The organism is Ensifer sp. R1-3 (genome assembly GCF_056739175.1).
On sequence record NZ_CP096519.1, the window covers coordinates 82,802 to 102,461 of the forward strand.

Annotated in this window: 18 protein-coding genes and 4 pseudogenes; 11 read left to right on the plus strand and 11 right to left on the minus strand. The window is 59.6% G+C overall.

Features of this window, described 5'->3' with window-relative positions:
• Window positions 1-595 precede the first annotated feature (595 nt).
• Window positions 596-1,654 (minus strand): non-homologous end-joining DNA ligase, encoded by a 1,059-nt coding sequence (ligD, locus tag M1D43_RS31990; protein ID WP_498815078.1) that lies wholly within the window; start codon window positions 1,652-1,654, stop codon window positions 596-598.
• 409 nt (window positions 1,655-2,063) lie between these two features.
• On the opposite strand from ligD, the gene M1D43_RS31995 reads away from it, so the two are divergent.
• Both M1D43_RS31995 and M1D43_RS32000 read left to right on the plus strand, forming a co-directional pair.
• Window positions 2,064-2,234 (plus strand): EsV-1-7 cysteine-rich motif-containing protein, encoded by a 171-nt coding sequence (locus tag M1D43_RS31995; RefSeq protein WP_015007719.1) that lies wholly within the window; start codon window positions 2,064-2,066, stop codon window positions 2,232-2,234.
• Window positions 2,227-2,595, plus strand: a complete 369-nt coding sequence (locus M1D43_RS32000) for a hypothetical protein (protein WP_498815079.1) — start codon at window positions 2,227-2,229, stop codon at window positions 2,593-2,595. The genes M1D43_RS31995 and M1D43_RS32000 overlap by 8 nt, the downstream gene beginning before the upstream one ends.
• A gap of 143 nt (window positions 2,596-2,738) precedes the next feature.
• Here M1D43_RS32000 and M1D43_RS32005 read toward each other — a convergent pair whose 3' ends face one another.
• Window positions 2,739-2,912 carry a DUF3606 domain-containing protein gene (locus M1D43_RS32005; protein WP_498815080.1) on the minus strand — a complete coding sequence of 58 codons (174 nt, stop codon included), beginning with the start codon at window positions 2,910-2,912 and terminating at the stop codon, window positions 2,739-2,741.
• A gap of 103 nt (window positions 2,913-3,015) precedes the next feature.
• Between M1D43_RS32005 and M1D43_RS32010 the strand changes: the two are divergent.
• Window positions 3,016-3,256, plus strand: a pseudogene (locus M1D43_RS32010) (hypothetical protein).
• Between the two features lie 152 nt (window positions 3,257-3,408).
• Here M1D43_RS32010 and M1D43_RS32015 read toward each other — a convergent pair.
• The 5 genes from M1D43_RS32015 to M1D43_RS32035 all read right to left on the minus strand — a co-directional run bounded on the left by M1D43_RS32015 (window position 3,409) and on the right by M1D43_RS32035 (window position 5,778).
• Window positions 3,409-3,726, minus strand: coding sequence for a hypothetical protein (locus M1D43_RS32015; protein WP_498815082.1), 318 nt, complete (start codon window positions 3,724-3,726; stop codon window positions 3,409-3,411).
• 41 nt (window positions 3,727-3,767) lie between these two features.
• On the minus strand, window positions 3,768-4,178 hold the full coding sequence (locus M1D43_RS32020; protein WP_498815083.1) for a hypothetical protein: 411 nt from the start codon (window positions 4,176-4,178) through the stop codon (window positions 3,768-3,770).
• Window positions 4,179-4,240: 62 nt separating this feature from the next.
• Window positions 4,241-4,495 (minus strand): hypothetical protein, encoded by a 255-nt coding sequence (locus tag M1D43_RS32025; RefSeq protein ID WP_498815084.1) that lies wholly within the window; start codon window positions 4,493-4,495, stop codon window positions 4,241-4,243.
• A gap of 51 nt (window positions 4,496-4,546) precedes the next feature.
• On the minus strand, window positions 4,547-4,810 hold the full coding sequence (locus M1D43_RS32030; RefSeq protein ID WP_498815085.1) for a ubiquitination-like system serine protease family protein: 264 nt from the start codon (window positions 4,808-4,810) through the stop codon (window positions 4,547-4,549).
• Window positions 4,810-5,778, minus strand: coding sequence for a peptidoglycan-binding protein (locus M1D43_RS32035; protein ID WP_498815086.1), 969 nt, complete (start codon window positions 5,776-5,778; stop codon window positions 4,810-4,812). The genes M1D43_RS32030 and M1D43_RS32035 overlap by 1 nt, the downstream gene beginning before the upstream one ends.
• Window positions 5,779-5,969: 191 nt before the next feature.
• Here M1D43_RS32035 and M1D43_RS32040 point away from each other — a divergent pair, with 191 nt between their 5' ends.
• The gene (locus tag M1D43_RS32040) at window positions 5,970-6,155 is read left to right on the plus strand and encodes a hypothetical protein (protein WP_498815087.1); all 186 of its coding nucleotides are present in this window, start codon (window positions 5,970-5,972) and stop codon (window positions 6,153-6,155) included.
• 110 nt (window positions 6,156-6,265) lie between these two features.
• Window positions 6,266-6,526 carry a hypothetical protein gene (locus M1D43_RS32045; protein WP_318869990.1) on the plus strand — a complete coding sequence of 87 codons (261 nt, stop codon included), beginning with the start codon at window positions 6,266-6,268 and terminating at the stop codon, window positions 6,524-6,526.
• 1,516 nt (window positions 6,527-8,042) lie between these two features.
• On the opposite strand, the pseudogene M1D43_RS32050 reads toward M1D43_RS32045, so the two are convergent.
• A pseudogene (locus M1D43_RS32050) lies at window positions 8,043-9,113 on the minus strand (adenylate/guanylate cyclase domain-containing protein); the annotation flags it as partial.
• Window positions 9,114-9,330: 217 nt separating this feature from the next.
• Here M1D43_RS32050 and M1D43_RS32055 point away from each other — a divergent pair.
• Complete coding sequence (locus tag M1D43_RS32055) at window positions 9,331-11,196, plus strand: adenylate/guanylate cyclase domain-containing protein (protein WP_498815089.1); 1,866 nt, start codon at window positions 9,331-9,333, stop codon at window positions 11,194-11,196.
• A gap of 305 nt (window positions 11,197-11,501) precedes the next feature.
• On the opposite strand, the pseudogene M1D43_RS32060 reads toward M1D43_RS32055, so the two are convergent.
• From M1D43_RS32060 to M1D43_RS32070, 3 genes and pseudogenes are all read right to left on the minus strand, one after another.
• Window positions 11,502-12,082 (minus strand): annotated as a pseudogene (locus M1D43_RS32060) (LabA-like NYN domain-containing protein).
• A 335-nt stretch (window positions 12,083-12,417) separates the two neighbouring features.
• Window positions 12,418-12,795, minus strand: a complete 378-nt coding sequence (locus tag M1D43_RS32065; RefSeq protein ID WP_498815090.1) for a hypothetical protein — start codon at window positions 12,793-12,795, stop codon at window positions 12,418-12,420.
• Between the two features lie 614 nt (window positions 12,796-13,409).
• Complete coding sequence (locus tag M1D43_RS32070) at window positions 13,410-15,260, minus strand: adenylate/guanylate cyclase domain-containing protein (RefSeq protein WP_498815092.1); 1,851 nt, start codon at window positions 15,258-15,260, stop codon at window positions 13,410-13,412.
• A 313-nt stretch (window positions 15,261-15,573) separates the two neighbouring features.
• Between M1D43_RS32070 and M1D43_RS32075 the strand changes: the two are divergent.
• From M1D43_RS32075 to M1D43_RS32095, 5 genes and pseudogenes are all read left to right on the plus strand, one after another.
• Window positions 15,574-16,172: pseudogene (locus tag M1D43_RS32075) on the plus strand (dienelactone hydrolase family protein).
• Window positions 16,173-16,419: 247 nt separating this feature from the next.
• The gene (locus M1D43_RS32080) at window positions 16,420-16,971 is read left to right on the plus strand and encodes a TetR/AcrR family transcriptional regulator (protein WP_498815093.1); all 552 of its coding nucleotides are present in this window, start codon (window positions 16,420-16,422) and stop codon (window positions 16,969-16,971) included.
• A 39-nt stretch (window positions 16,972-17,010) separates the two neighbouring features.
• Window positions 17,011-18,114, plus strand: coding sequence for a mandelate racemase/muconate lactonizing enzyme family protein (locus M1D43_RS32085; protein WP_498815094.1), 1,104 nt, complete (start codon window positions 17,011-17,013; stop codon window positions 18,112-18,114).
• A 17-nt stretch (window positions 18,115-18,131) separates the two neighbouring features.
• Window positions 18,132-18,863 (plus strand): SDR family NAD(P)-dependent oxidoreductase, encoded by a 732-nt coding sequence (locus tag M1D43_RS32090; protein ID WP_498815096.1) that lies wholly within the window; start codon window positions 18,132-18,134, stop codon window positions 18,861-18,863.
• Window positions 18,863-19,594: an SDR family NAD(P)-dependent oxidoreductase gene (locus tag M1D43_RS32095; RefSeq protein WP_498815097.1), complete on the plus strand. Its 732-nt coding sequence runs from the start codon at window positions 18,863-18,865 to the stop codon at window positions 19,592-19,594. Before M1D43_RS32090 ends, M1D43_RS32095 begins: the two co-directional genes overlap by 1 nt.
• Window positions 19,595-19,660: the final 66 nt, after the last annotated feature.

The window sequence follows — 19,660 nt, forward strand, 5'->3', positions numbered from 1 at the left end:
CCCGTTTACCACAGGCTCCGGCCTTCTCTTCGGCGCAATGTGAAAGCGCGTTCAGGCCTCCGCCTGCTTCGCTCCGCCCGTTTGGTCGGAGTGGAAAGCGGAGTCGGGCGGAACTCTTCTAATCAAGGTCGCCTTTGCAGGCCATACTGAAGTTTGCCAACGCGACGAAGCAGCGTCACGCACGCCACAAGGCAATGACCAAAAGAAAGAAACCTGGATTCGTGCAGCGGATTGGCGCTGACCCTCAACCGTGGCATCAAACTCATGAATCGTTTGGGGAACATAGATCCATAAATATTGTTGGAACAGCGGAATACCGCTTCTGGTCCGGGCTTCCCTGAGTTGACGAGGAGGTTGTTCTCCTCTGAATGTTGGTTAGCGAACAATCGCACAAGTCGACCAAGCTCCCAGATCCCTTTGAAAGACGCATGCCGCAGCTTTCCATCGTCGGTCCAGGCGCGAACCGAAAACAAACCGGCGCGCAGATCAGCCAAGGCGATATGGATAGTCTTTATCGAAAATGCGCAAAGCGGCCCACACGGCCATTGCGCTCAAAACAATGGCGGCAGATATAATGAGCAGCAATTGCAAAAAACTACCGTAGTCCACTGTCTCGATCCCGATAGCAGCCAGCGCCACTCCGACCGAGTTGATAAAAATCGCGGCAATAATCTCTACGACGCTTCTGATCATCGAGCGCCCTTTCCGATAAAAAATGACTGGTCCCCTTGAACGAAGCGTACCGCAGCTTGCCGTCATCCGTCCAGGCGCGATACTCCACCTCGGCGACGAGCACCGGCTCGGTGAAGACGGCATTCTTCCGCCGCAGGTTCACTGCCGGTTTTTTCGTAACGATCGATGCGAGGACGTTGCGCAGCTCGCGTGATAGATCGTGCGACCCGCCCGTGCCGCAGCCGCCGACGTAGACCAAGTCGCCATTCTTGCGAGCGGCGAGCAAAAGCGGGCCCAGGTGGCCAGGCACGGTGGACGGCTCAAAGCCCACGATCACGAAGCTATCACGGCGCTTGCAGGTGATCTTCAGCCACGACTCGCCCCTGCCAGAGCGGTAGGGCTTCTCGACGTGCTTGGCGATGATGCCTTCGAGGCCGTGTTCGCACGCGACGCGAAAGGACTCGTCACCATCAGCCTGAACCTCCTCAGAAAGGCGAATGGCCCCTTCCCGGCCGGCGACGAGCGGCTCGAGCAATCGCCGGCGCTCGCGCAGCGGCAGCCGGCGCAGGTCGCGGCCGTCGAGATAAAGGAGATCGAAGGCAAAGAAGACGATGGCGCCGGCTTCATACGGCGACGGCAAGCGGCCGAGCGCACGCTGCAGCATCCCGAAGTCCGAACGGCCCTTGTCGTCGAGCACGACGGCTTCGCCATCGAGGATGGCTGTCTTCACGGCAAGGCGCCGCGCGTCGTCGACAATCGTGGGGAAGCGTTCTGTCCAGTCGTAGCCGCCGCGCGTGAGCACCCTCACCCGCCCGGGCTCGATGTGGGCGGCGATCCGATATCCGTCCCACTTCACCTCAAAGGCCCAGTCCGGCCCTTTCGGCGGCTTGGCGATAAGCGTCGCAAGACAGGGATCAACCCGCGCCGGCATGGGATCGATTGGAGCGGTATCGCGGGGCTTCTTTGACGACGTTTTGACCATGCGCAGACTAAACGCAGAGATCGGCGAAACGCCGCATCTCTAGCAAACTGACCCTTCCGACCGGCGTCGCTTCTTGCTGGCCTTCATCATCTTGCGTGTGTTTCGCTTCGCCTCGGCTCGGGTGCCGGACTTCTGGCTCGTCTTCTTTTTCTTTGCGCATCGAACCGCTCTGCGCTCTTTTCTCGAACTTTGCCCGAAAGCATCTGGTGCCGCAGAGCCGCCCAAACCAGCAAGCAAGCAGATGAACTCTCGTCTACGCATCAGGCGGCTCTTCCAAACACGATGTCGCGCAGCAATGGTAGTCGAGCGTGCGCTTTCGCAACAGCTGTCAAAAGGGGCTAGGTCGCGGAATTGACTCTTTCGGCTGAGAGAACATATTAGGAACAAATGCAAATGGACGGGTACTCAAATGAGCGACGAAGCCGGATCGAGCGCGCGCAAGGACACCGTTATGTATGAGCACTGGTGCGAGCATCCCGGCTGCAAGAAGTGGGGCAGTCTCGGCTTTGCCTTGGGGAAAGAGGAGCCACGATGGTTCTGCGCGGAGCATCAGCCCGAATGGAAGTTGAAGCATGCCTAGAGACGGAGCCGGGTGGCTTTCGGAGCTTCTCGCCTGGACGAAGATCCGCATCAAATGCGAGTGCGGCGTAAAGAAGCAATACGACGCACGACAGCTTTTCGATCGCATAGGTGACCGGAGCATGCCGGGGCTGCTCTCCGAATTCTCCAAGGCGCTCGGTTGCCCCAAGAGCGGCAACATCCAGCGCGATCGTTGCAGGCTCACATATGACATGCCATCGGGAGAGCCGCCCGTCTCTCGAAGGAGCCGGCTGGTGATGCGGCCCCAGCCGGTGCCCCTGAAGAGATTACTTTCGCGAACCTTCCCGAATGGTGCGACGTCCTGTGCAAGTGCCGGAGCTGCGGCCGCATCGATCGACTAAATCGGCGCGCTCTGGCCGCGCGCTTCGGCAAAAGACAGAGCATCCTTCAGTTGGCGCCGAGAATGCGATGTAAGAGGTGCGAAAACCGAGACGGCAATACGATCTTCATAGGAAAGCCCCGGCAATAAGGCATCGCGCAGCCGTTACTTCTTGCCCAGATACGCCATCACCTTCTCTCGGTTCGGCCCGGCTTCCCGGATCGCTTCCAGCGCCCTCTGTCGCGACACCCTCGCCGTTTTCATCAAATAGGCGACCTCGTGCTCCTGTTCGGAAACGAGCTCGCGGTCGCGGCCCTTCTTCTTTGGATTGTCTGCCATGCTTTCCTCCATCATCGAACATGAAGGATAGGAGGCGACCGGCTGACGACAAGGGCTGGAACCTCATGCCCGGTGACGTGTTCACCTGCCGAGGAGACGGATCATGGCCGACAAAGAGAAGATGAAGCAGCTGATCTGGGATTGCCAGAAGGACATCGCCGCATACCTGCCGCCGGAGAGCGGCATTTCGGAACACGAGCTCGGTGAAGATGCTCATTGCCCGTCTGGACGGCCGCCAGGCGAAGGAAGCACTTGGAGACGATTGGAAGGGCTGGTGGCCGGATGACGATGGCGGCGACGATGACGGCGGCAGCCCCGCTCCTCACGATCGAGAGATGGCCTGACACAAATAGAGCTGCAGGTAGGATTGGCCAAGGTCCGCTGCAGCTCCGGTCGCGACGCTGTCATCATCTAGCTGTGGCCTATTCGCCCTGTTCCATCCAAGGGAACCGCTTCGAACGTCGCATAGCCTATTGTACTCTCAGCGGAAGCGGGATCAAGAACGATCTAGCACCGCCGACAACCACTTCACCTGACGGAGCGCGTCCTGCAATGCCTGCTCCCTCGTGGCATAAATCCCTTTGCCGTAATGGGGATCAGCGTCCCAATCTTCTGTGAAGCCGTACTCAGGGTTCGGAGGCAAATAGACCTCGTGACGCCAAGTGTAGAAGCTGTCATCCCGGGCTGCGATTACGATTCTGCTTAGCCCGTCGGCCGATGTGATAATTTCCGTGCTGACGTCGCGAGGGGGAGGCATCGTGCTGTTTTCCAAGTTCAATGCAGCCGTTTTCACACGACGGATCGTACCAGGCAAGGGCTACCCTCATGCAGTAACTGGCGAGCCACTCTTGTTTGTCAGCGTCGCAGTTGCGCGCCGTCGCGCTGGCTCGCCTCGATCCTCTGCAGGATCTCGCGCACGACCTTCAGGTCGCCAGACTGCGCGTTTAGCAGCGACTGGAGATCCGTGATTGTCGCCGTCGACTGCTCCGTGACAGTGACGCGATACGTGAGATTGTCGATCTTCCGGACCTCGTTTTCCAACCCGCGAAATCGTTCTTCCGTCCGGCCGTCGCGCTCACGGAATTCGGCAAGCCGGTCCTTCTGCGATTGCTCGACCGACGTGCGCCAGGACTGGAGCTCTTCGATGTCCCGGCTCTTCTCTACCCAAATGGTGACGCCGCCAATGCCCATGACAAGGAGGGTGACACCCTGGATTATCGTGTTGAGGTTCCATTCAAGCCTTGCGGCACGCTTCGGCAGTTCCATAGCTTCATCCTTGTTGTTCCCCATCGATGCCCCTCGTATGCCATGCGATTTCGCTTGGTTGATTACTGCTGCGCCGCGTCGTGGCGGGCGCACTCGCTCTGGGTCCAGGCGCGGGCGCCGCATAGCCCCGCGACTGTTTCGTCGATCTTGTCCTGATCGGCCGGCGTTGCGCCTCGAGCGCCGATCAGGGATGTGCCGACGACGGCTCTAGCCGCCTGGTTGAGCCGGTCTTTCGACGCAGAGACCTGTTGCGTTGACGTGCAGCCGGCCGCGCTCAATGCACAGGCGACGGTTAAAGCGAGCGCGATCAGCTTCATCTCGCAGTTCTCCGATGGCTTTCGTGGTGGCGGCTTCGAGTTCGGCGCGTTCTAGCTTCCGGCCCTCTTCCCGCGCTCCGGGGATGATCCAGAGCGCGTTGACCGTCTGCATGCCGATAAAGACGAGGATGCCGCCGGCAACAGCACCAGCGCCAGAGAAGGAGTGAAAGTTGGCGCATCCGGGTTGCCGTTGTATCCCCAGCGAGGCCCGGGCCCGGCGCCGACGCCGACCTGGTGGGCGCCATCGCAGCCCGGGCACCAGAACATGAGCCGGCCGCCCTCGACGCTGCGGAGCTTCTTCGAGAGGGCAGCCATCACGCCATCCCCTCGACCTGCTTGGCGACCGCCTTCCGATCGGCGTTCTTGCGCCAGTAGAGAAAGCCGGCAATGCCTCCGAATGCGACGAGGATCAGGAGGAGGTTTTGCCACGGTATGCCGCCGATCGCGGTGAGCAGCGAAGCGCCGCCGCCGATGACAGACGGGGTGATCACCTCTTTGGACTTCCACCACGGCGCATCGAGGCTGGGCGGCGTGACAGGAACCGGGACCGGCTTCTCCTCGGTTACTGGCGCGACCTTGACCTCCGGCCGTGCCGCTTCGCCCGGGGTGAGCGCCACAAGCGCCGTATGCATCGCAGCGCGCGTTTTCGGCCCGACATCGCCGTCGACTTGAAGCCGCTGGTCAGCCTGAAACTGAAGAACGTTGTCGGCGCGGTAGCCGAGCAGCACGAGCGAGATGCGGGCGAGCCGGTCGAAGCGATCGGAGAGGCCGTTCTTTCCGCCGTTGATCTTCTTCGTAATGGTCTCGGCGTCGCGCTCGTCGGCCCAGCGGTTAAGGTCCCGGGTGTCCCAGTAGAACAGAGGCACCAGGCCTTCCCACGGATCGGCATTGACCGCGTCCGGATCCTTGACGAAGTCGGGGCAGTCAAGGCCGGCGGCGCGGCACCAGTTGCGGAACTGGCGATAGTTGTCCTTGCCGGTAAGCTGCATTCCGGTTCGGCCGCGGTAGAGATGGCCGTCGCCATCCTTCTCCGGCGTGTTGCCAAGATCGGTGCGGGTGTCGTAGCGCTGTTGCGCCGGCGTCGGCTCCCAGATCTCTCGGTCGTAGCGGAAGTCGCCGCTTTCATGCATGAGCTGGGCGAAATACTGGGCTAGACGGTGCGGCCGATCCATGCCAAACCCGTCGCCGTACCTGTCCAGTGCCACAAGTACGGACGCGAGGTTCCTCTCGTTCACCTTGCCCTTTGCGGCAGCGCGAACGTTCTGAGCGGTGATGGCGCTCATTCGCTTCTCCTGATTTCGTTGGGGAATGCTCGGCGAGCTAAGCCACTCTGGTTAATGGCGGCCGGCGATGGTCCGGCTTAAAGTGACATTGGTCGCTCTAGCCCCTCGCAGGCGGCCGGGAGGCTCGTCACCGGCCGCAGCCCTTGACGGGCCTCGCCATTGATCCACATCAATGGAAAGGGGACTTGAACATGGACGATAGAGAAGCGAAAAGCGCCGGCTCGATCGAGCCGGCTTCTGACCACTCCGTACCGGGCGCTGCTTCGAATCTTTTGGACGTTGCGGCACAGCTTGCCGGCCTCGCCGAGGACCTCAAAGCTCTAGCGGCAAGACCGATCGAGCCAACGCCGACATCGGCCGAGCCGGACCCCTTTTAACCGTTTGATTCCTTTGGTTGCTCAATCCCAGTGCCGGTCAACTTGGTGGAACTTTTCCCTCGACGCACCCGTTGAGACGAATTGGCTCTCAAACGAAAGCGAACACCGCCATGAATGCGCAAAAGGCAGGAATGGCCCGGTTGTTTTTGGCGGCCCCAGATCTGCGTGCTAGCGCGTGGATGATGAATAGCTCCGTATTTCTGAAGCTTTGCGTGGCTTACGAACATGCGTGTCTACGCCGAGACGGCCTTCGATGCGCCGCCGACAAAGACGATGAGGCCCTGATTGGATGCGAAGCTGAGTGCAGAAGCCTGGAAGCTGCCGCAATCGCTTATATTCGGACACAGCGGCAATTCTCCGGCCTTCGATGAAAGTGACGTCTTTAGCGAAGCAACCCCACGAGAAGCGACGCGACAAGCGCGACGGCGGCGAAAATTGCGATCCATTCTATGACCTTGACGCGTTCGGCAGTGCGCATCGCACTCCTCCTTCGGTGCGCCCGTTGGAAATGAAACGCTCCGCAACAAAGATGGTTGCCATCATCCCTGAACACGAGTCGGGGCGACGGGAAGAGTTTCCCGGGGCATGTTTCACCTAAATTCACTCGACCAGCATCGGAAACCGTGACCATATGGTTGAGCCGGAGCCGTCGTTCGGATCACGAAGAGGCAAGCACAATGTCCTACGATTGGGACGGCAAGCGATCTCATCGAAAGATCAGGTTCCTCGCCGCGCTGGCGCTGCCAGCCGTACTGCTCAGTTCAGCGATTGCTGTCGCTGAATGGGCGAGAGACCCAACCCCTAGAACTGCGGCCACTGAAGCACCGGCAGCTCGGCCATGAACTCTTCGACACTGGGATGCGGCCGCTCGCCGGCTAGGACCTTCACCAGCTCGGCCGTGGAATAGGTCCACACCGCCGACGGCCAGGCGAACAACGCTGAGCGGTGATGGCGCTCATCGGTTTCTCCTGATTGGAATGTTTGAGAGTTGACTTAGCCCGAATGGGCGAATGGAGACTGCCGGCGCATTGTGGTAACGCCGCGCAGCCGTCCTGCCGTCTCGCAGCGACGGGGCGGTTAGAGGCCTGGCGCCTGCCTCCTGCGACCGGGCCTCGCCCGGAGTTCGTCTGTCACGGGGAAGCGCAAGCCGCCCTCATCCCCCCAACAAGAGTTCGTTGGCGACGGGAAGAGCGTCCCCGGGCTTGTAATTTCCCTTTTTGTTGAAGAACGACGAAGTGGGACAGGCAAGCGCCGACAGTCACTCGACAACCCTGCGGCGATTTGCTCCCGCCATCTCGTTGGAGGGGGAACATGATCACCAAGCCGAGGGCATTGAGCATCGTTGCGCTTTTGTTGGCAGCGACGGTTTGGGGCGACGATTTGGTTGCGCAACACAAAGACGTGTTGGTGCATTTTAAGAGGCTCAATCCTGCCTCTAAGCACATGCACTTCAGGAACACAAAAATACACATTCTGTATTCCTGTGTAGAATCTGTCGAGGTATTGCAGAGGGATACATGCAGGACCGTGAACGACTTTGTTTCCACTCAAGATGACGTAGTTTTTGCTCCAAGAAAGTACATAAACAGTTTAGCTCTCAACTTCTTTGTGGTAGAGACACCCCTTCCAAAGGAAGAGGCTTCGCACGAGTTTGATGGGTGCTCGTTCCGGCGAGCAAAGAATTCAGCACTATTTTTACAGTCGCGCGTCGACGAGCAAAAACTAGTGAAGTGCATACTTTCCTCTACTTTGATCCATCTTGGATTTGTGGTTGACGATGTCGTCTACGACGGCTTGGATCTGGCCTCCTTTAAGCGCATCGTGTCTGCGTATACCCTTGACAAGTGAAGGTTGCGAACACGGGTTCGAGGGCGACGGGAAGAGTTTCCGCTCCAGAAGGCGGATAACCGGATAGAGCGGGCTGGTCTGATGATATGGCGAGCAGTAGTGACTTACTGTCGTATGCGGCTCGCCTTCCAGACGCCGGCGCAGGGCACGAACAAGACGCGACTTGCCGATGCCGGGCTCGCCCGCTAACAGCACCACGCGGCCTTTTCCCTTTTTGACTGCCTCCCAGCGCTTCAGCAGGAGGACTATGTCGTGCTCGCGACCGACGAGCGGGGTCAGGCTCGCCCCGTGCAACGCCTCGAAGCGACTTTCCGCAGAGCTCTCACCGAGCACTCGCCACGCAGGTATCGAAGCAGCAAATCCCTTCAACGGGTGGAAGCCGAGTTCGGCGAGATCGAACAGACCGCCTATCAGGTGCCGGGTAGCGGATGCTACCACCACAGCTCCCGGCTCGGCGACACTTTGTAGTCGTGCCGCTAAATTGGGTGTTTCGCCGATTACCGTCTCCTCACGCGCTGCACCTTCGCCAATCAGTTCGCCGACAACAACCAAGCCGGTCGCGATGCCGACGCGAGCTTCCAGCGTCTCCCCATGCGGTGGTTGCAGCTTCCGCACTGCTTCGATGGCCGCGAGCCCCGCTCGCACCGCTCGCTCGGCCTCATCCTCGTGAGCGCGCGGATAGCCAAAGTAAGCGAGCACGCCATCGCCCATGTACTTGGCAACGTGTCCTTCGAATCGCGCGATCGCACTCGCCACCGCACGCTGATAGCCCCGCAGCAGTTCGCCCATCTCCTCTGGATCGAGTCGTGAGGAAAGCCTGGTCGATTCGACAAGGTCGACGAACATCACCGTGAGCTGACGACGCTCCGCCTCCGGGACGATTACAGGTGTCACGCCAAACCCAGCTGCGCCGCTGGGTTGTTCAGCGACCTCACGCAGTGCGGCGATGGCGGCAAGCAGTTTACGACGGTGCCCTACTGAAGCGACGCCAAGCCCAATCAGGTCCTCGGCCGTAAGATGCCTGAGTACTTCAGGATCGATGTCGTTTTGGCGGAACGTGCCTTCGTACTGTCCCAGCCCTTGATCGCGCAGCCAGGCACCGATGTCCATGGCTCCTTCTCCGTTTACTCGGAGTGCAAGGTTCTTCAGCATACTCCAGAAGTCTCTAATGCGCACGCCCCCAAGCAAAGAGGACCGCATGGCCTGCGTCGTTCTAGTCGTCGGCTCGCGACGGTGTTCGTTCGAAAGACATTTATTAGCTGACGATGAAATACTCGAAAGAGTGATGTACAATGCTTGACGGGGAATTCATGTGGGGGACTGCGACATGGAGCGCAGATTATCTGCAATCCTGGCCGCCGACGTGGTCGGATACTCCGCGCTGATGGAGCAGGACGAAGCCGCGACCTTTGAACGCCTTCGAACGCGACGCACCGAGCTGTTTGAACCAGAGATTGCGAGGCATCATGGGCGGATCTTCAAGCTCATGGGCGACGGGCTCCTCGCGGAGTTTGGGAGTGTTGTCGAGGCTGTCGAATGTGCCGTGTCTCTTCAGCGCGGAATGGCAGAGCGCAATGCCGCCGTCCCCGAGGAGGAAAGGTTTGATGTCCGGATCGGCATCAATATCGGCGAAGTAATCGTTGACGGCGAGGACCGGTACGGCGAAGGCGTGAACGTCGCGGCCAGGCTGGAGCAACTCGCGTTTCCGGGCGGCATCTGTGTTTCAGGTAAGGTGGCGAAGGAGGTGGAGAAAAAGCTCGCGTTTGGCTTCGACTCCGCGGGGCGGCAGAAGGTCAAGAACATCGAAGAGCCCGTCGACGTCTATCACGTGCGCCTCGACGCCCCGCAGCGCCGACGCATCCTGCACAAGCGCGGGAGCCGCCGCCTGTGGTGGGCACTTGGACTCCCGGCAGCCATCGTGGCGGCCGTCGTGGCCGTGTGGTTAGCGCTGTACAATCCACTGTCGACGTCCTCCCCTGGTGGATCCGGTACGATCCCGTCTGTCGCCGTGCTTCCCTTCAAAGATTTGAGTGCCGACAAGAGTCTAGGGTATTTGGGAGAAGGATTGGCGAATGACGTCATCGCCATACTCTCGCGATTTTCCGACATTGCGGTCGTATCGCGAACCTCGTCCTTTGCCTACCAGGGGAAGGAAGGCGATATCCGCCAGATCGGCGAGGAGCTGGGTGTCGGCTATGTCGTCGAGGGTAGTGTGCGCAAAGAGGGCAATAGGATCCGCATTATTGCCCAGTTGATCAACGCCAACACGGGGGACCATGTATGGGCAGACCGCTTCGACAAGGCCGGAACCGACCCGTGGGCGCTCCAGGATGAGTTAACCGGCAAGATTGTTGGGGCGATGACGGGTGAATTCGGTGCCATTCGCAAAGCTGACTACAGTCAGGCCTGGGGTAAGGACAGCACCAACCTTCCTGAGTACGACTATTACTTGCGCGCGGAAAGCCAATTGAACCTTTACACGAAGGAAGGTCTCGAGCGATCAGGTGAGATCTCTCGACAGGGGCTGCAGGTGTTCCCGCGCTCCCCCTTGCTGACCGTGGAGCTGGGATGGTCTCACTGGTTGAAAGCCGCGCTGCTCTACAGTCCTGACCCGCAGGCTGACCTTCAAGAGGCAGGGCGGCTGGTCAACCAAGTCCTAGCAGACAAGAACCTCAGCCCTCAGGTAACGAGATTGGCAAACTGGCTCAATGCTTGGCTCCTGACGCTCAAGCGGGATCATGATGGTGCTGTTGCCGCAATGAATCGAGCGCTCGCGGCGGCACCGTACAACGCGTTCACCCTCACCGACGCGGGAAGCATCTTCCTGCAAGCCGGCCAAATCGAAAAGGCCCTGGAGCTGACCGACGCTGCGGCCGCGCGGGATCCCGGCTTGTCTTGGTTCTTTAACTATGTGCGAGGCTTCATCTACATCGTGCTTGGTAAAAACGAAAAAGCCGTCGAGGTACTAAAGACTACGGAATTCGGTGACGCTCCGTTGCAACTGGCCATCGCCTATATGCGTCTTGGGCGGGAAGCAGAGGCCCGAGCTGCCGTCGCGAAGATGCTGAAGATAGCTCCGACTGCAACGATCCAGTCCTGGCGGCAGACGTGGAATTTCCGAGATGACTCCATTCTCGACCAGGCCGCCGCTGACCTTGCGCGCGCCGGCCTTCCGGACAGTCGGCCTCAGTAGTCTATACCCTTCGCCTTGATGGGATATGGCTGCCTGCCTCCTGCAGAATAGGCCGAAAGAAGCCCGGATCGCTGCGATCCGGGCTTAATCAATGTTCAAACTGTATTCTGATGCAATATCAAGCATTGACGCCGCAATACTTCCTCCCCCTCGCCAATACAGAAGCTCTAAGGGCAACTCAGGAAAGATGGGTCGTTGCAGCAAGAATATTACCCAGAAGTCTTACAGAAACAATAAAAAACTATGGGTCTGGTGATTCATCATACTTATCTACTCTGGGCTGGCGATGGAGCCCTGTCGCAGCCTCACGCCTCAGGTGTCGATACTGCGTGCCTATATTCGCTGCCGTTTGAGGCGCCTTCTGCAGGCTCCCGACTTATTTCGCTCCGGAGCATGACCAGATCGATAAAGTGATCGGCTTCGCGGCGCAGTGCATCTGAAATCATTGGTGGCCGCGTCGCCATGGTTCTACGGAGACCTTGCGCCCCTTGCGTTGCAATGCCGCGACAAGGCTCGTGAAGTTGCCATCGCCTGAGAAGATCACGAGATGATCGGCGGTTCCCGCCAATTCGATGGCGTCGATCGCAAGTTCAACGTCCATGTTGCCCTTGACCTTGCGTCGGCCGAGCGAGTCGGTGAATTCTCTAGCGGGTTTGGTCACCACCTGGTATCCGTTGTAGTCGAGCCAGTCGATCAACGGGCGGATCGTGGTCGTTTCCTCGTCCTCCACCACCGCGGCATAGTAGTTGGCCCGGAGCAGATAGGCGCGCTTCCGAAAAGCCTGGAGCAGCTTGCGATAATCGATGTCGAAGCCGAGCGCCTTCGCGGCGGCGAACAGATTTGCGCCGTCGATGAGGAGCGCGATCTTCTCCCGCTGATCGAACATGGCCGCTCTCTCCGCCGCGCGGCTGGTCTCGGATCGATGCCAGTCAGCTTTCGCGGCGGTGTCGTCTCTCGAGGAGAATTATACGCGAAGAATGCGCCACTTGCGTATAGTCCGTTCGGCGCATGCCCGACCTTAGACACTAGATTCCCGTACCGCGGAGATTTAGGTGCCCGGCACAACCATTCGGGAAGGTGTCGGCGCTCTGGAACGAAGAGCCTGCTGCTCCAGCCACCCGCGCGCCATGTTCGCAGTAGCGGTTCAAGGGAGCTTTCGGCACTGTGGAAATACGACCTGCCCGCGCATCGTCAGCACCACCAGCTAAAGATCGGCCGTCGTCACGCCGCAATGATCGCCCACAGCTGCGTCACCCCCATTGCGAGCACGAGTATGATGGTTGCTCCGGTGAAGAGCGCCGTCGGTATCTGTTTCAGGCGAGCGCCGAAGCGGCTGCCCGAGAAATCGTCGACTGCATCGTCCAGCATTGCCTTTAAGTCATCCAACGCAGCCTTTGGTGCTAAGATCCCGTAGACGGTAATTGCGACCACAATCGCTGCCAGCGCAAATTTGGCGGCCAATCCCGCTGACGCCGCATAAGCGAGGATCGCGAACATGGTAGCGACACTGGTAAAAAAGGTAATCGCGTATGCCTGCGTCAAATGGGAAAGCCGCGCAGCAACCGACGCGACGTATTGATCAGCGCTGAGTTTTGCCATGTGCTCCTCCGGCAAGTGCCCCGCTCGGGTACCGAGTCGTAGACGGACTAGCGACGAGCTGTTTCTTCCCTCGGTGAAGCTGCAAGCTCGGATCGCAAAAGCTCGTTTTGACCGCACCTCTCCCTCCCAACCACATTAGCACAAGATGTAGGGAACCTCAGCAGCTCCTGGTAGCCGCCGATCGTGCTACGGGCCACGTTCCCAACGTTGCCCGACCTTGCTGCTTCGGGAACCGGGAGCTATCAGCCCAATTCCCCTTCCCACCCAACTGCGAGGGCTAGGGCCCCACGAATATTGCGTCGAGTTCTTCACAAGGCTCCGGCTGGTCAAAAGGCACGTGCATGCCAAGCAGCAGATTGCACGATCGCAGCGCTCCCCCATCGCGGCTGGCCGGTCATGACCCATCCCCGTTCAAGCCAGCAGGCTCAAAGATCGCTTTCGTCGGAAACCTCCTCAGCTAGACACAAGGTTTCGCTCATTTCAAAGTGCAACCGAATGACGATGGCCGGCCCGGCGTCAGACGGAAGACGATGGCGAGGCGCATCCACGGTATGAAGCTTCGTCATGAACCCGGCGCAGCCTCCCTTATTAACGTCGAATCCGATCCGACCCGGTTACCTCTCCGGCAGGCCTGCCTTGGCGAGGTCGGCAACAAATCCATCGAGAAGGGCTTGGTCCCGAAAAGAATAGCCTTGACGCCACGAGGTCTGAGTTATGGTGGGATTGGCCCTGAGCATCTTTGCCACTTGCGCTCGGCCCTCGGCTAACTGCCCGAGACGGACGTGGGCGATCGCCGTCAGCAGGGGCGCGTCCAGGAAGTCAGTTTGCCGCAGCGGCTCGACCGCGCGCTCGTTTTGCCCAAGGGCAAGGAACACCAAACCCCTGCCCAAGTTGCTGAACCAGCCCAACTCCGGATCACGCACAACTGCTGTGTCCAACCATTGGCTTGCCTTCTGCGTCTGACCAGCTTGCGTGAGTACTATGCTCAAATCAGAGAGCATGAAAGTATCATACGGCGCCAGGGCCCTCGCCCTTTCTGCCTCGGCTACTGCGCCGTCAAAATTTTTTTCCTGAAGCGATGAACATGACATCAGCCAGTGCGCAAGCCTCGCCACCTGCGGCGAAAGATGCTCACTGGCTAGCACTTGTCTTGCCAGCACTGCCGCTTGGCGAAAGTCGGACGGCGGATTGTCGCTAAAGAAGGCGGCGGCGCGATTGTTATGGTACCAGCCGAGCTTTACCATGAGGAGCGGGGAGCGAGGAAATTTCGAAAGCCCCCCGCGCCATATCTCTCCCGACCGTTCGGTACCATCTTTCGTAAATGTCATCAGCTGTTCGTGTCCACGCAAATAATAGTCGTACTCTTCGAGGGCTGTTGTGTCCTTTCCCCAGGCCCTCCGGTAATCGGCTTGGCGAATTGTGCCCTTCTCCCCGACCAAAAAACCAACGATGTTGCTGGTCACCTCATCCTGCAGCGCCCATGGATCGGCTCCTGTCTTGTCGAAACGCTCGGCCCATACATGCTCGCCGCTACTCGTATCAATGAGTTGCGCATAGATGCGTGCCTTGTCACCCTCTTTCCGAACGCTGCCTTCAAGCACATACCCGACTGCGAGCTCCTGCCCAATTTGCCGCACATCGACTGCCTTACCCTTGTAGGTAAAGGAAGACGTGCGAGAGACTACCTTGAGATCCGGGAAGCGTGACAGCATGGTGATGATGTCCTCCGCTACCCCGTCACCGAGATAGCCGAGGCTCTTGTTTGGGCTCAGATCCTCAAACGGAAGCACCGCAATCGATGGAAATGTCCCGGCAACCGGAGGCGTGGAAGGCGGGTTCATCCGATAAAACGCAAACCACGAAATGGCTGCTACAGCGACGAGCGCCAAGGCGACTGGCCACATCCACTTCGGCGCCTCTCGACTCCTTGCAGCCGTCCGACGCGGTATACCCTCAAGCCTCACCATAAAGACAGGTATCGGCTCGCTAATATTCTTGACCTTCTGCTCACCCATTGGCTCAAAGCCAAAGGAGAGCTTCTTCTCGACCTCCTTAACCACCTTCCCCGACACACAGATGGAACCGGAATCGGCAAGCTGCTCGAGCCTTGCCGCTATGTTCACGCCCTCGCCAAACCGGTCATCGCCCTCGACGATCACTTCGCCGAGATTGATGCCGATGCGAACATCGATCCGCTTGTCTTCGGCCAGATCGGCATTGCGCTCGGCGAGACCTCGCTGAAGCGAGACGGTGCATTCGACTGCGTCTACAATGCTTCCGAATTCCGCAAAGAGGCCATCGCCGGTCAACTTGAAAACGCGGCCGTGATGCTTCTCTATTTCGGGTTCGAACAGCTCTTTGCGGTGCGCGCGGAGACGATCAAAGGTTCCTGCCTCGTCCTGCTCCATCAGGGCTGAATAGCCGACGACATCCGCCGCAAGGATCGCTGAAAGCCGCCGTTCCATGGCCATTATCTCCGAGGAGATGCCCCTCAACTCTAACAGAGATTGGCGGAGAAAGCACCCTCCCGGACCAGCAGTTCAGCGCGCCCCGCTGAGGAAGCAAGCCCTCCGCAATGCTGTTACGTATCCGGATGGAGCGCGCCGCGCGCCGCCGATGCGAGAGTCCGGCGGTCTGAAATGCGGCGTTCGGTCGGCGAAATGGGCTGATAGCCAAGCTAGCGTGCCACGACAATCGCCTAAAACGTCTGCACATTCTTCCCGGCGAGGCGATGACGCCCTAGAGTGATTCCACGTGCGCTCTGCTCGGAGGCTCCATATCGCTGAGGTCTTGCTTTTTCACCACGCACAGGGACTGCCCCCCCGGTGTGCGCGCATTCGCCGACGATTTGCGGGCCAGCGGTCACATCGTGCACACGCCGTACCTATTCGACGGACGCACATTCCAGAGCATTGACGAGGGTCTCGCCTACATCGGTGAGATCGGATTCGACGAAATGCGTGAGCGCGGCGTCCGCGTTGCCGACGAACTGCCTCCCGAGCTCGTCTACGCTGGGTTCTCGTTCGGTGTGCTGCCGGCACAGAAGCTTGCACAGACACGGCCGGGGGCCCGCGGCGCCCTGCTCTCTTCTCCTCTTGCCTGCCAATCAGTGGCGAGTGGGCCTTCGGACCTGGCCGGACAGCGTCGCGGTCCAGATTCACGGAGTGGACAACGATCCGATCTTCGTCGGCGGGGCCGACATCGAAGCCGCCCGCGAGATTGTCGAGACGGCCAATGACGCAGAGCTGTTCCTGTATCGGCGATCAGCACTACTTTGCCGGCAGCTCGCTCCCTTCGTACGACGCGAATGCGACCGCGCTACTCATCAACCCCGGTTCCTTGAGTTCCTGGATCGCGTCTGGGCTATGCCGGCGTGAAGCCGTCGCTCTAATCGGTCTGGCTTGAGGAATCGGAACTGTAGAACTGCTCGCGATGAGCGTCAGTTCGTCAGTTCCGAGTGATACAATATGCGATAATTTTAGCACAGAACGGGAACATGCCGGCCAGGATGGGCGGTCATAACCACGTCGCTTTCTGGCATGCGACAACCGGAGTTCGTTTTTCCTACCAATGGGGTCGTTTTTATATGCGGCAAGGTAGAGCGTTCGCTCTACCTTTCGCGGCGTGAACACGACAAAACAGAAGATCGCAAGTGACCTCGACCGGCAGTTTGCCGAACAGGGTTTTGCCCTGCAGGGTGTGGAAGCGCTAAGGGCGGGAGCCGACGTGTCCTTGAGGACGCTCTATAAGTATTTTCCAAGCCGCGATGCCATGGTGGTGGGAGCGCTCGAGCACCGTGACAAGACCTATTTCGATTGGCTTGCGGGTGGGCCGGAGACTGGTATCGATCATGCCCTTTATCCAATCATCCGTCTCGGAGACTGGTTGGGTGACGTGGCGAACACCGGTTGTCTCTTTCTGAATGCCTTGGCGGAGCATCCCGACAGCGTCGCAATCCGCGAGATCGTCACGGATCACAAGGCTCGGCTCGCCGATGAGTTTCGCACACGCCTCCAAACCATGGCGCCCGATAGAAATATCGAGCAACTCGCCGAAACACTCTTCCTTCCTCACGAAGGTATGACGCAGACCGCCCGCCTGCACGGGCGGGATCGGGCAACGGCTACGGCTCTTCGAGCGGCGACAGCAGCACTTGCGGCCGAAGGTATTGCCTGAATTCCTTTCCATCAACTCTGAGGCCTTGGAACGAGACACATGAAGATCAAGGAAATCCATATCTATAGTCACGACCTGCCCGTGAAGAACGGTCCCTACACGATGGCGAATGCAAAGGTCTGGTCGTTGACGACGACACTGGTCCGTCTCGTGGGCGAAGACGGAACGGAGGGATGGGGTGAGACCTGCCCTGTTGGCCCGACCTATGCCGAATCCCATGCCAGTGGCGCGCTCGCCGCGCTCACAGGAATGGCTCCGGGGCTCGTAGGCTCGGAAGTCTGGCCGCTCTCTCTCCAGCGCAAGATGGACAGCCTGCTGAACGGGCATAATTACGCCAAGGCAGCTATCGACATGGCCGCCCACGATCTTATGGGCAAGAAGCTCGGTTTGAGCGTTGCCCAACTGCTGGGTGGTGCGGCAACTGATAAGGTGCCTTCCTACTACGCGACCGGTGTCGGTACTCCCGATGACATTACCCGCATTGCCCGCGAAAAGATGGAAGAAGGCTATCCGCGTCTGCAGGTTAAGGTGGGCGGTCGTCCGGTTGAGATCGATATCGAGGTCGTCCGTAAGGTATGGGAAGTCATCAAGGGATCAGGCATGCGCCTGGCGGTCGACGCCAATCGCGGTTGGACCACGCGTGACGCGCTTCGCGCAAGCCGTGAATGCCCGGATGTCCCGTTCATCATGGAGCAGCCGTGCAACTCGATTGAAGACCTCCAGAAAATCCGGCCACAGGTGCACCACGGCATCTACATGGACGAAAACAGCATAGACCTGAGTACCGTGATTACAGCAGTCGGCATCGGTCTTGTCGACGGCTTCGGCATGAAGGTGACGCGCATTGGCGGTCTGCACAACTTCGCGACGTTCCGCGATATCTGCGCCGCCCGCAATCTTCCGCACACCTGTGACGACGCTTGGGGTGGCGATATTCTCGCTGCCGCCTGCGTACAGGCAGGTGCAACCATTGGCCCCAAGCTCTGCGAGGGTGTGTGGATCGCGGCGCCGTATATCAAGGGTAATTACGACAGCAAGAACGGTATCCGTATCGAAAGCGGTCACATTGCACTTCCGGAGGGCGTGGGTCTCGGCGTGACACCCGATGCAGGGATCTTCGGCAACCCGGTCGCGAGCTTCTGAACATTCGAGTGTAGAAAATGAGATTTTCTGAGAAGATCGCTCTTGTAACCGGAGCTGCCGGTGGCATCGGCGCTGCCATCGTGAAGCAGCTTCGAGCCGAGGGAGCCCGAGTGGCCGCGGCCGACCGCGACGTATCTGGCGTCGAGGCTGATGCCCACTTGCCCGGCAACCTGCTGGAGTCATCCTATGCCGACGGCTTGCCCCAGGCGGCCTTTGACGCGCTCGGCGGGCTCGACATCGTCATCAACAATGCCGGCGTGATCACCCGCGGCAAGGTGACCGAAACGATCGATGCCGACTGGGATCTCTCTGTGGGTGTCAACGTCCAGGCACCTTTCCGGATCAGCCGCGCCGCAATTCCGCTGCTTGCCGCGCGCGGCGGCGGCGCAATCGTCAACACCGCTTCCTGTTGGGGCCTTCGTCCCGGCCCGAACCATGCGGTTTATTGCATGACTAAGGCGGCAATTGCCTCGCTGACCCAGTGCATGGGCATTGACCACGCGCACCAGAACATTCGCATCAATGCCGTCTGCCCGAATGAGGTCAATACGCCTATGCTGCGCACCGGCTTCATCAAGCGCGGCTTTGATCCGGATACGGCGGTTGCCGAACTCGGCAAGACCGTACCGCTCGGCCGCATCGCCGAGCCGGAAGATATCGCGGATGTCGTGCTCTTCCTTGCTTCCGATGCCGCGCGCTACATGTGCGGCTCACTAGTTGAGGTTAACGGTGGAAAGGCGGTGGCCTAATGCGGTTCGAAGGTAAGGTTGCGCTGGTCACGGGTGGCCGTTCTGGCATCGGCCGGGCGATCGCCTCGAGGCTCCGGGACGAAGGGGCCCGCGTGTTCACCGCCCAGCGCGGGGAGGACGTGGAATTCGAGGGCATTCCGGCGGATTTCGCCGATCCGGGTTCCGCCGGAAGGACCATGGAAGCTGTGGTGGCCACCGCCCGGCGGCTTGATGTGCTCGTCAACAATGCCGGCATGATGCAGGAAGCGCTGGTCGAGGACATGTCGCTTGCCGACTGGGAGCGGAACATCGCCGTCAACCTCACTACTCCCTTCATGCTGATCAAGGCTGCGATGCCGCATCTGAAGGCGTCCAAAGGCGCCATCGTCAATATCGGCTCAATCGAGGGGCTGGGATCGAACCCGAAGCATGCGGCTTATTGCGCGTCGAAGGCGGGCCTGCACGGATTGACCCGCGCTGTTGCAATCGATCACGGGCCCGAGGGTGTCCGCTGCAATGCGGTCGCACCCGGCTGGATCGACACGGACCTGAACGTAGATTTCATCGAGAGCATGCCGGATCCGGCGGCCTTCCGCCGCGAGATCGACCGTATCCATCCGGTTGGCCGCACCGGCAAACCAGAAGAGGTCGCAGCGCTTGTCGCCTGGCTTGCCTCGCCGGAAGCGAGCTTCGTCACCGGTCAGGTCTGGACCGTCGATGGCGGTCGCATGGCAAAGCTCAGCCTGCCCTGAACGGCTTACCGGCAACAGTGAACACCTCCATCGTCTTGAACGAACTCAAAGCAGGGATATTGGTGA

Excerpts from the sequence above, each read along its gene's own strand:
- M1D43_RS32085 (WP_498815094.1), top strand. The coding sequence starts at position 17,011 with ATGAAGATCAAGGAAATCCATATCTATAGTCACGACCTGCCCGTGAAG.
- M1D43_RS32025 (WP_498815084.1), bottom strand. The coding sequence starts at position 4,495 with ATGAAGCTGATCGCGCTCGCTTTAACCGTCGCCTGTGCATTGAGCGCG.
- M1D43_RS32095 (WP_498815097.1), top strand. The coding sequence starts at position 18,863 with ATGCGGTTCGAAGGTAAGGTTGCGCTGGTCACGGGTGGCCGTTCTGGC.
- M1D43_RS31995 (WP_015007719.1), top strand. The coding sequence starts at position 2,064 with ATGAGCGACGAAGCCGGATCGAGCGCGCGCAAGGACACCGTTATGTAT.
- M1D43_RS32005 (WP_498815080.1), bottom strand. The coding sequence starts at position 2,912 with ATGGCAGACAATCCAAAGAAGAAGGGCCGCGACCGCGAGCTCGTTTCC.
- M1D43_RS32090 (WP_498815096.1), top strand. The coding sequence starts at position 18,132 with ATGAGATTTTCTGAGAAGATCGCTCTTGTAACCGGAGCTGCCGGTGGC.
- M1D43_RS32035 (WP_498815086.1), bottom strand. The coding sequence starts at position 5,778 with ATGAGCGCCATCACCGCTCAGAACGTTCGCGCTGCCGCAAAGGGCAAG.
- M1D43_RS32070 (WP_498815092.1), bottom strand. The coding sequence starts at position 15,260 with ATGGAACGGCGGCTTTCAGCGATCCTTGCGGCGGATGTCGTCGGCTAT.
- M1D43_RS32055 (WP_498815089.1), top strand. The coding sequence starts at position 9,331 with ATGGAGCGCAGATTATCTGCAATCCTGGCCGCCGACGTGGTCGGATAC.
- ligD (WP_498815078.1), bottom strand. The coding sequence starts at position 1,654 with ATGGTCAAAACGTCGTCAAAGAAGCCCCGCGATACCGCTCCAATCGAT.
- M1D43_RS32045 (WP_318869990.1), top strand. The coding sequence starts at position 6,266 with ATGAATGCGCAAAAGGCAGGAATGGCCCGGTTGTTTTTGGCGGCCCCA.
- M1D43_RS32000 (WP_498815079.1), top strand. The coding sequence starts at position 2,227 with ATGCCTAGAGACGGAGCCGGGTGGCTTTCGGAGCTTCTCGCCTGGACG.
- M1D43_RS32030 (WP_498815085.1), bottom strand. The coding sequence starts at position 4,810 with ATGGCTGCCCTCTCGAAGAAGCTCCGCAGCGTCGAGGGCGGCCGGCTC.
- M1D43_RS32020 (WP_498815083.1), bottom strand. The coding sequence starts at position 4,178 with ATGGAACTGCCGAAGCGTGCCGCAAGGCTTGAATGGAACCTCAACACG.
- M1D43_RS32065 (WP_498815090.1), bottom strand. The coding sequence starts at position 12,795 with ATGGCAAAACTCAGCGCTGATCAATACGTCGCGTCGGTTGCTGCGCGG.
- M1D43_RS32040 (WP_498815087.1), top strand. The coding sequence starts at position 5,970 with ATGGACGATAGAGAAGCGAAAAGCGCCGGCTCGATCGAGCCGGCTTCT.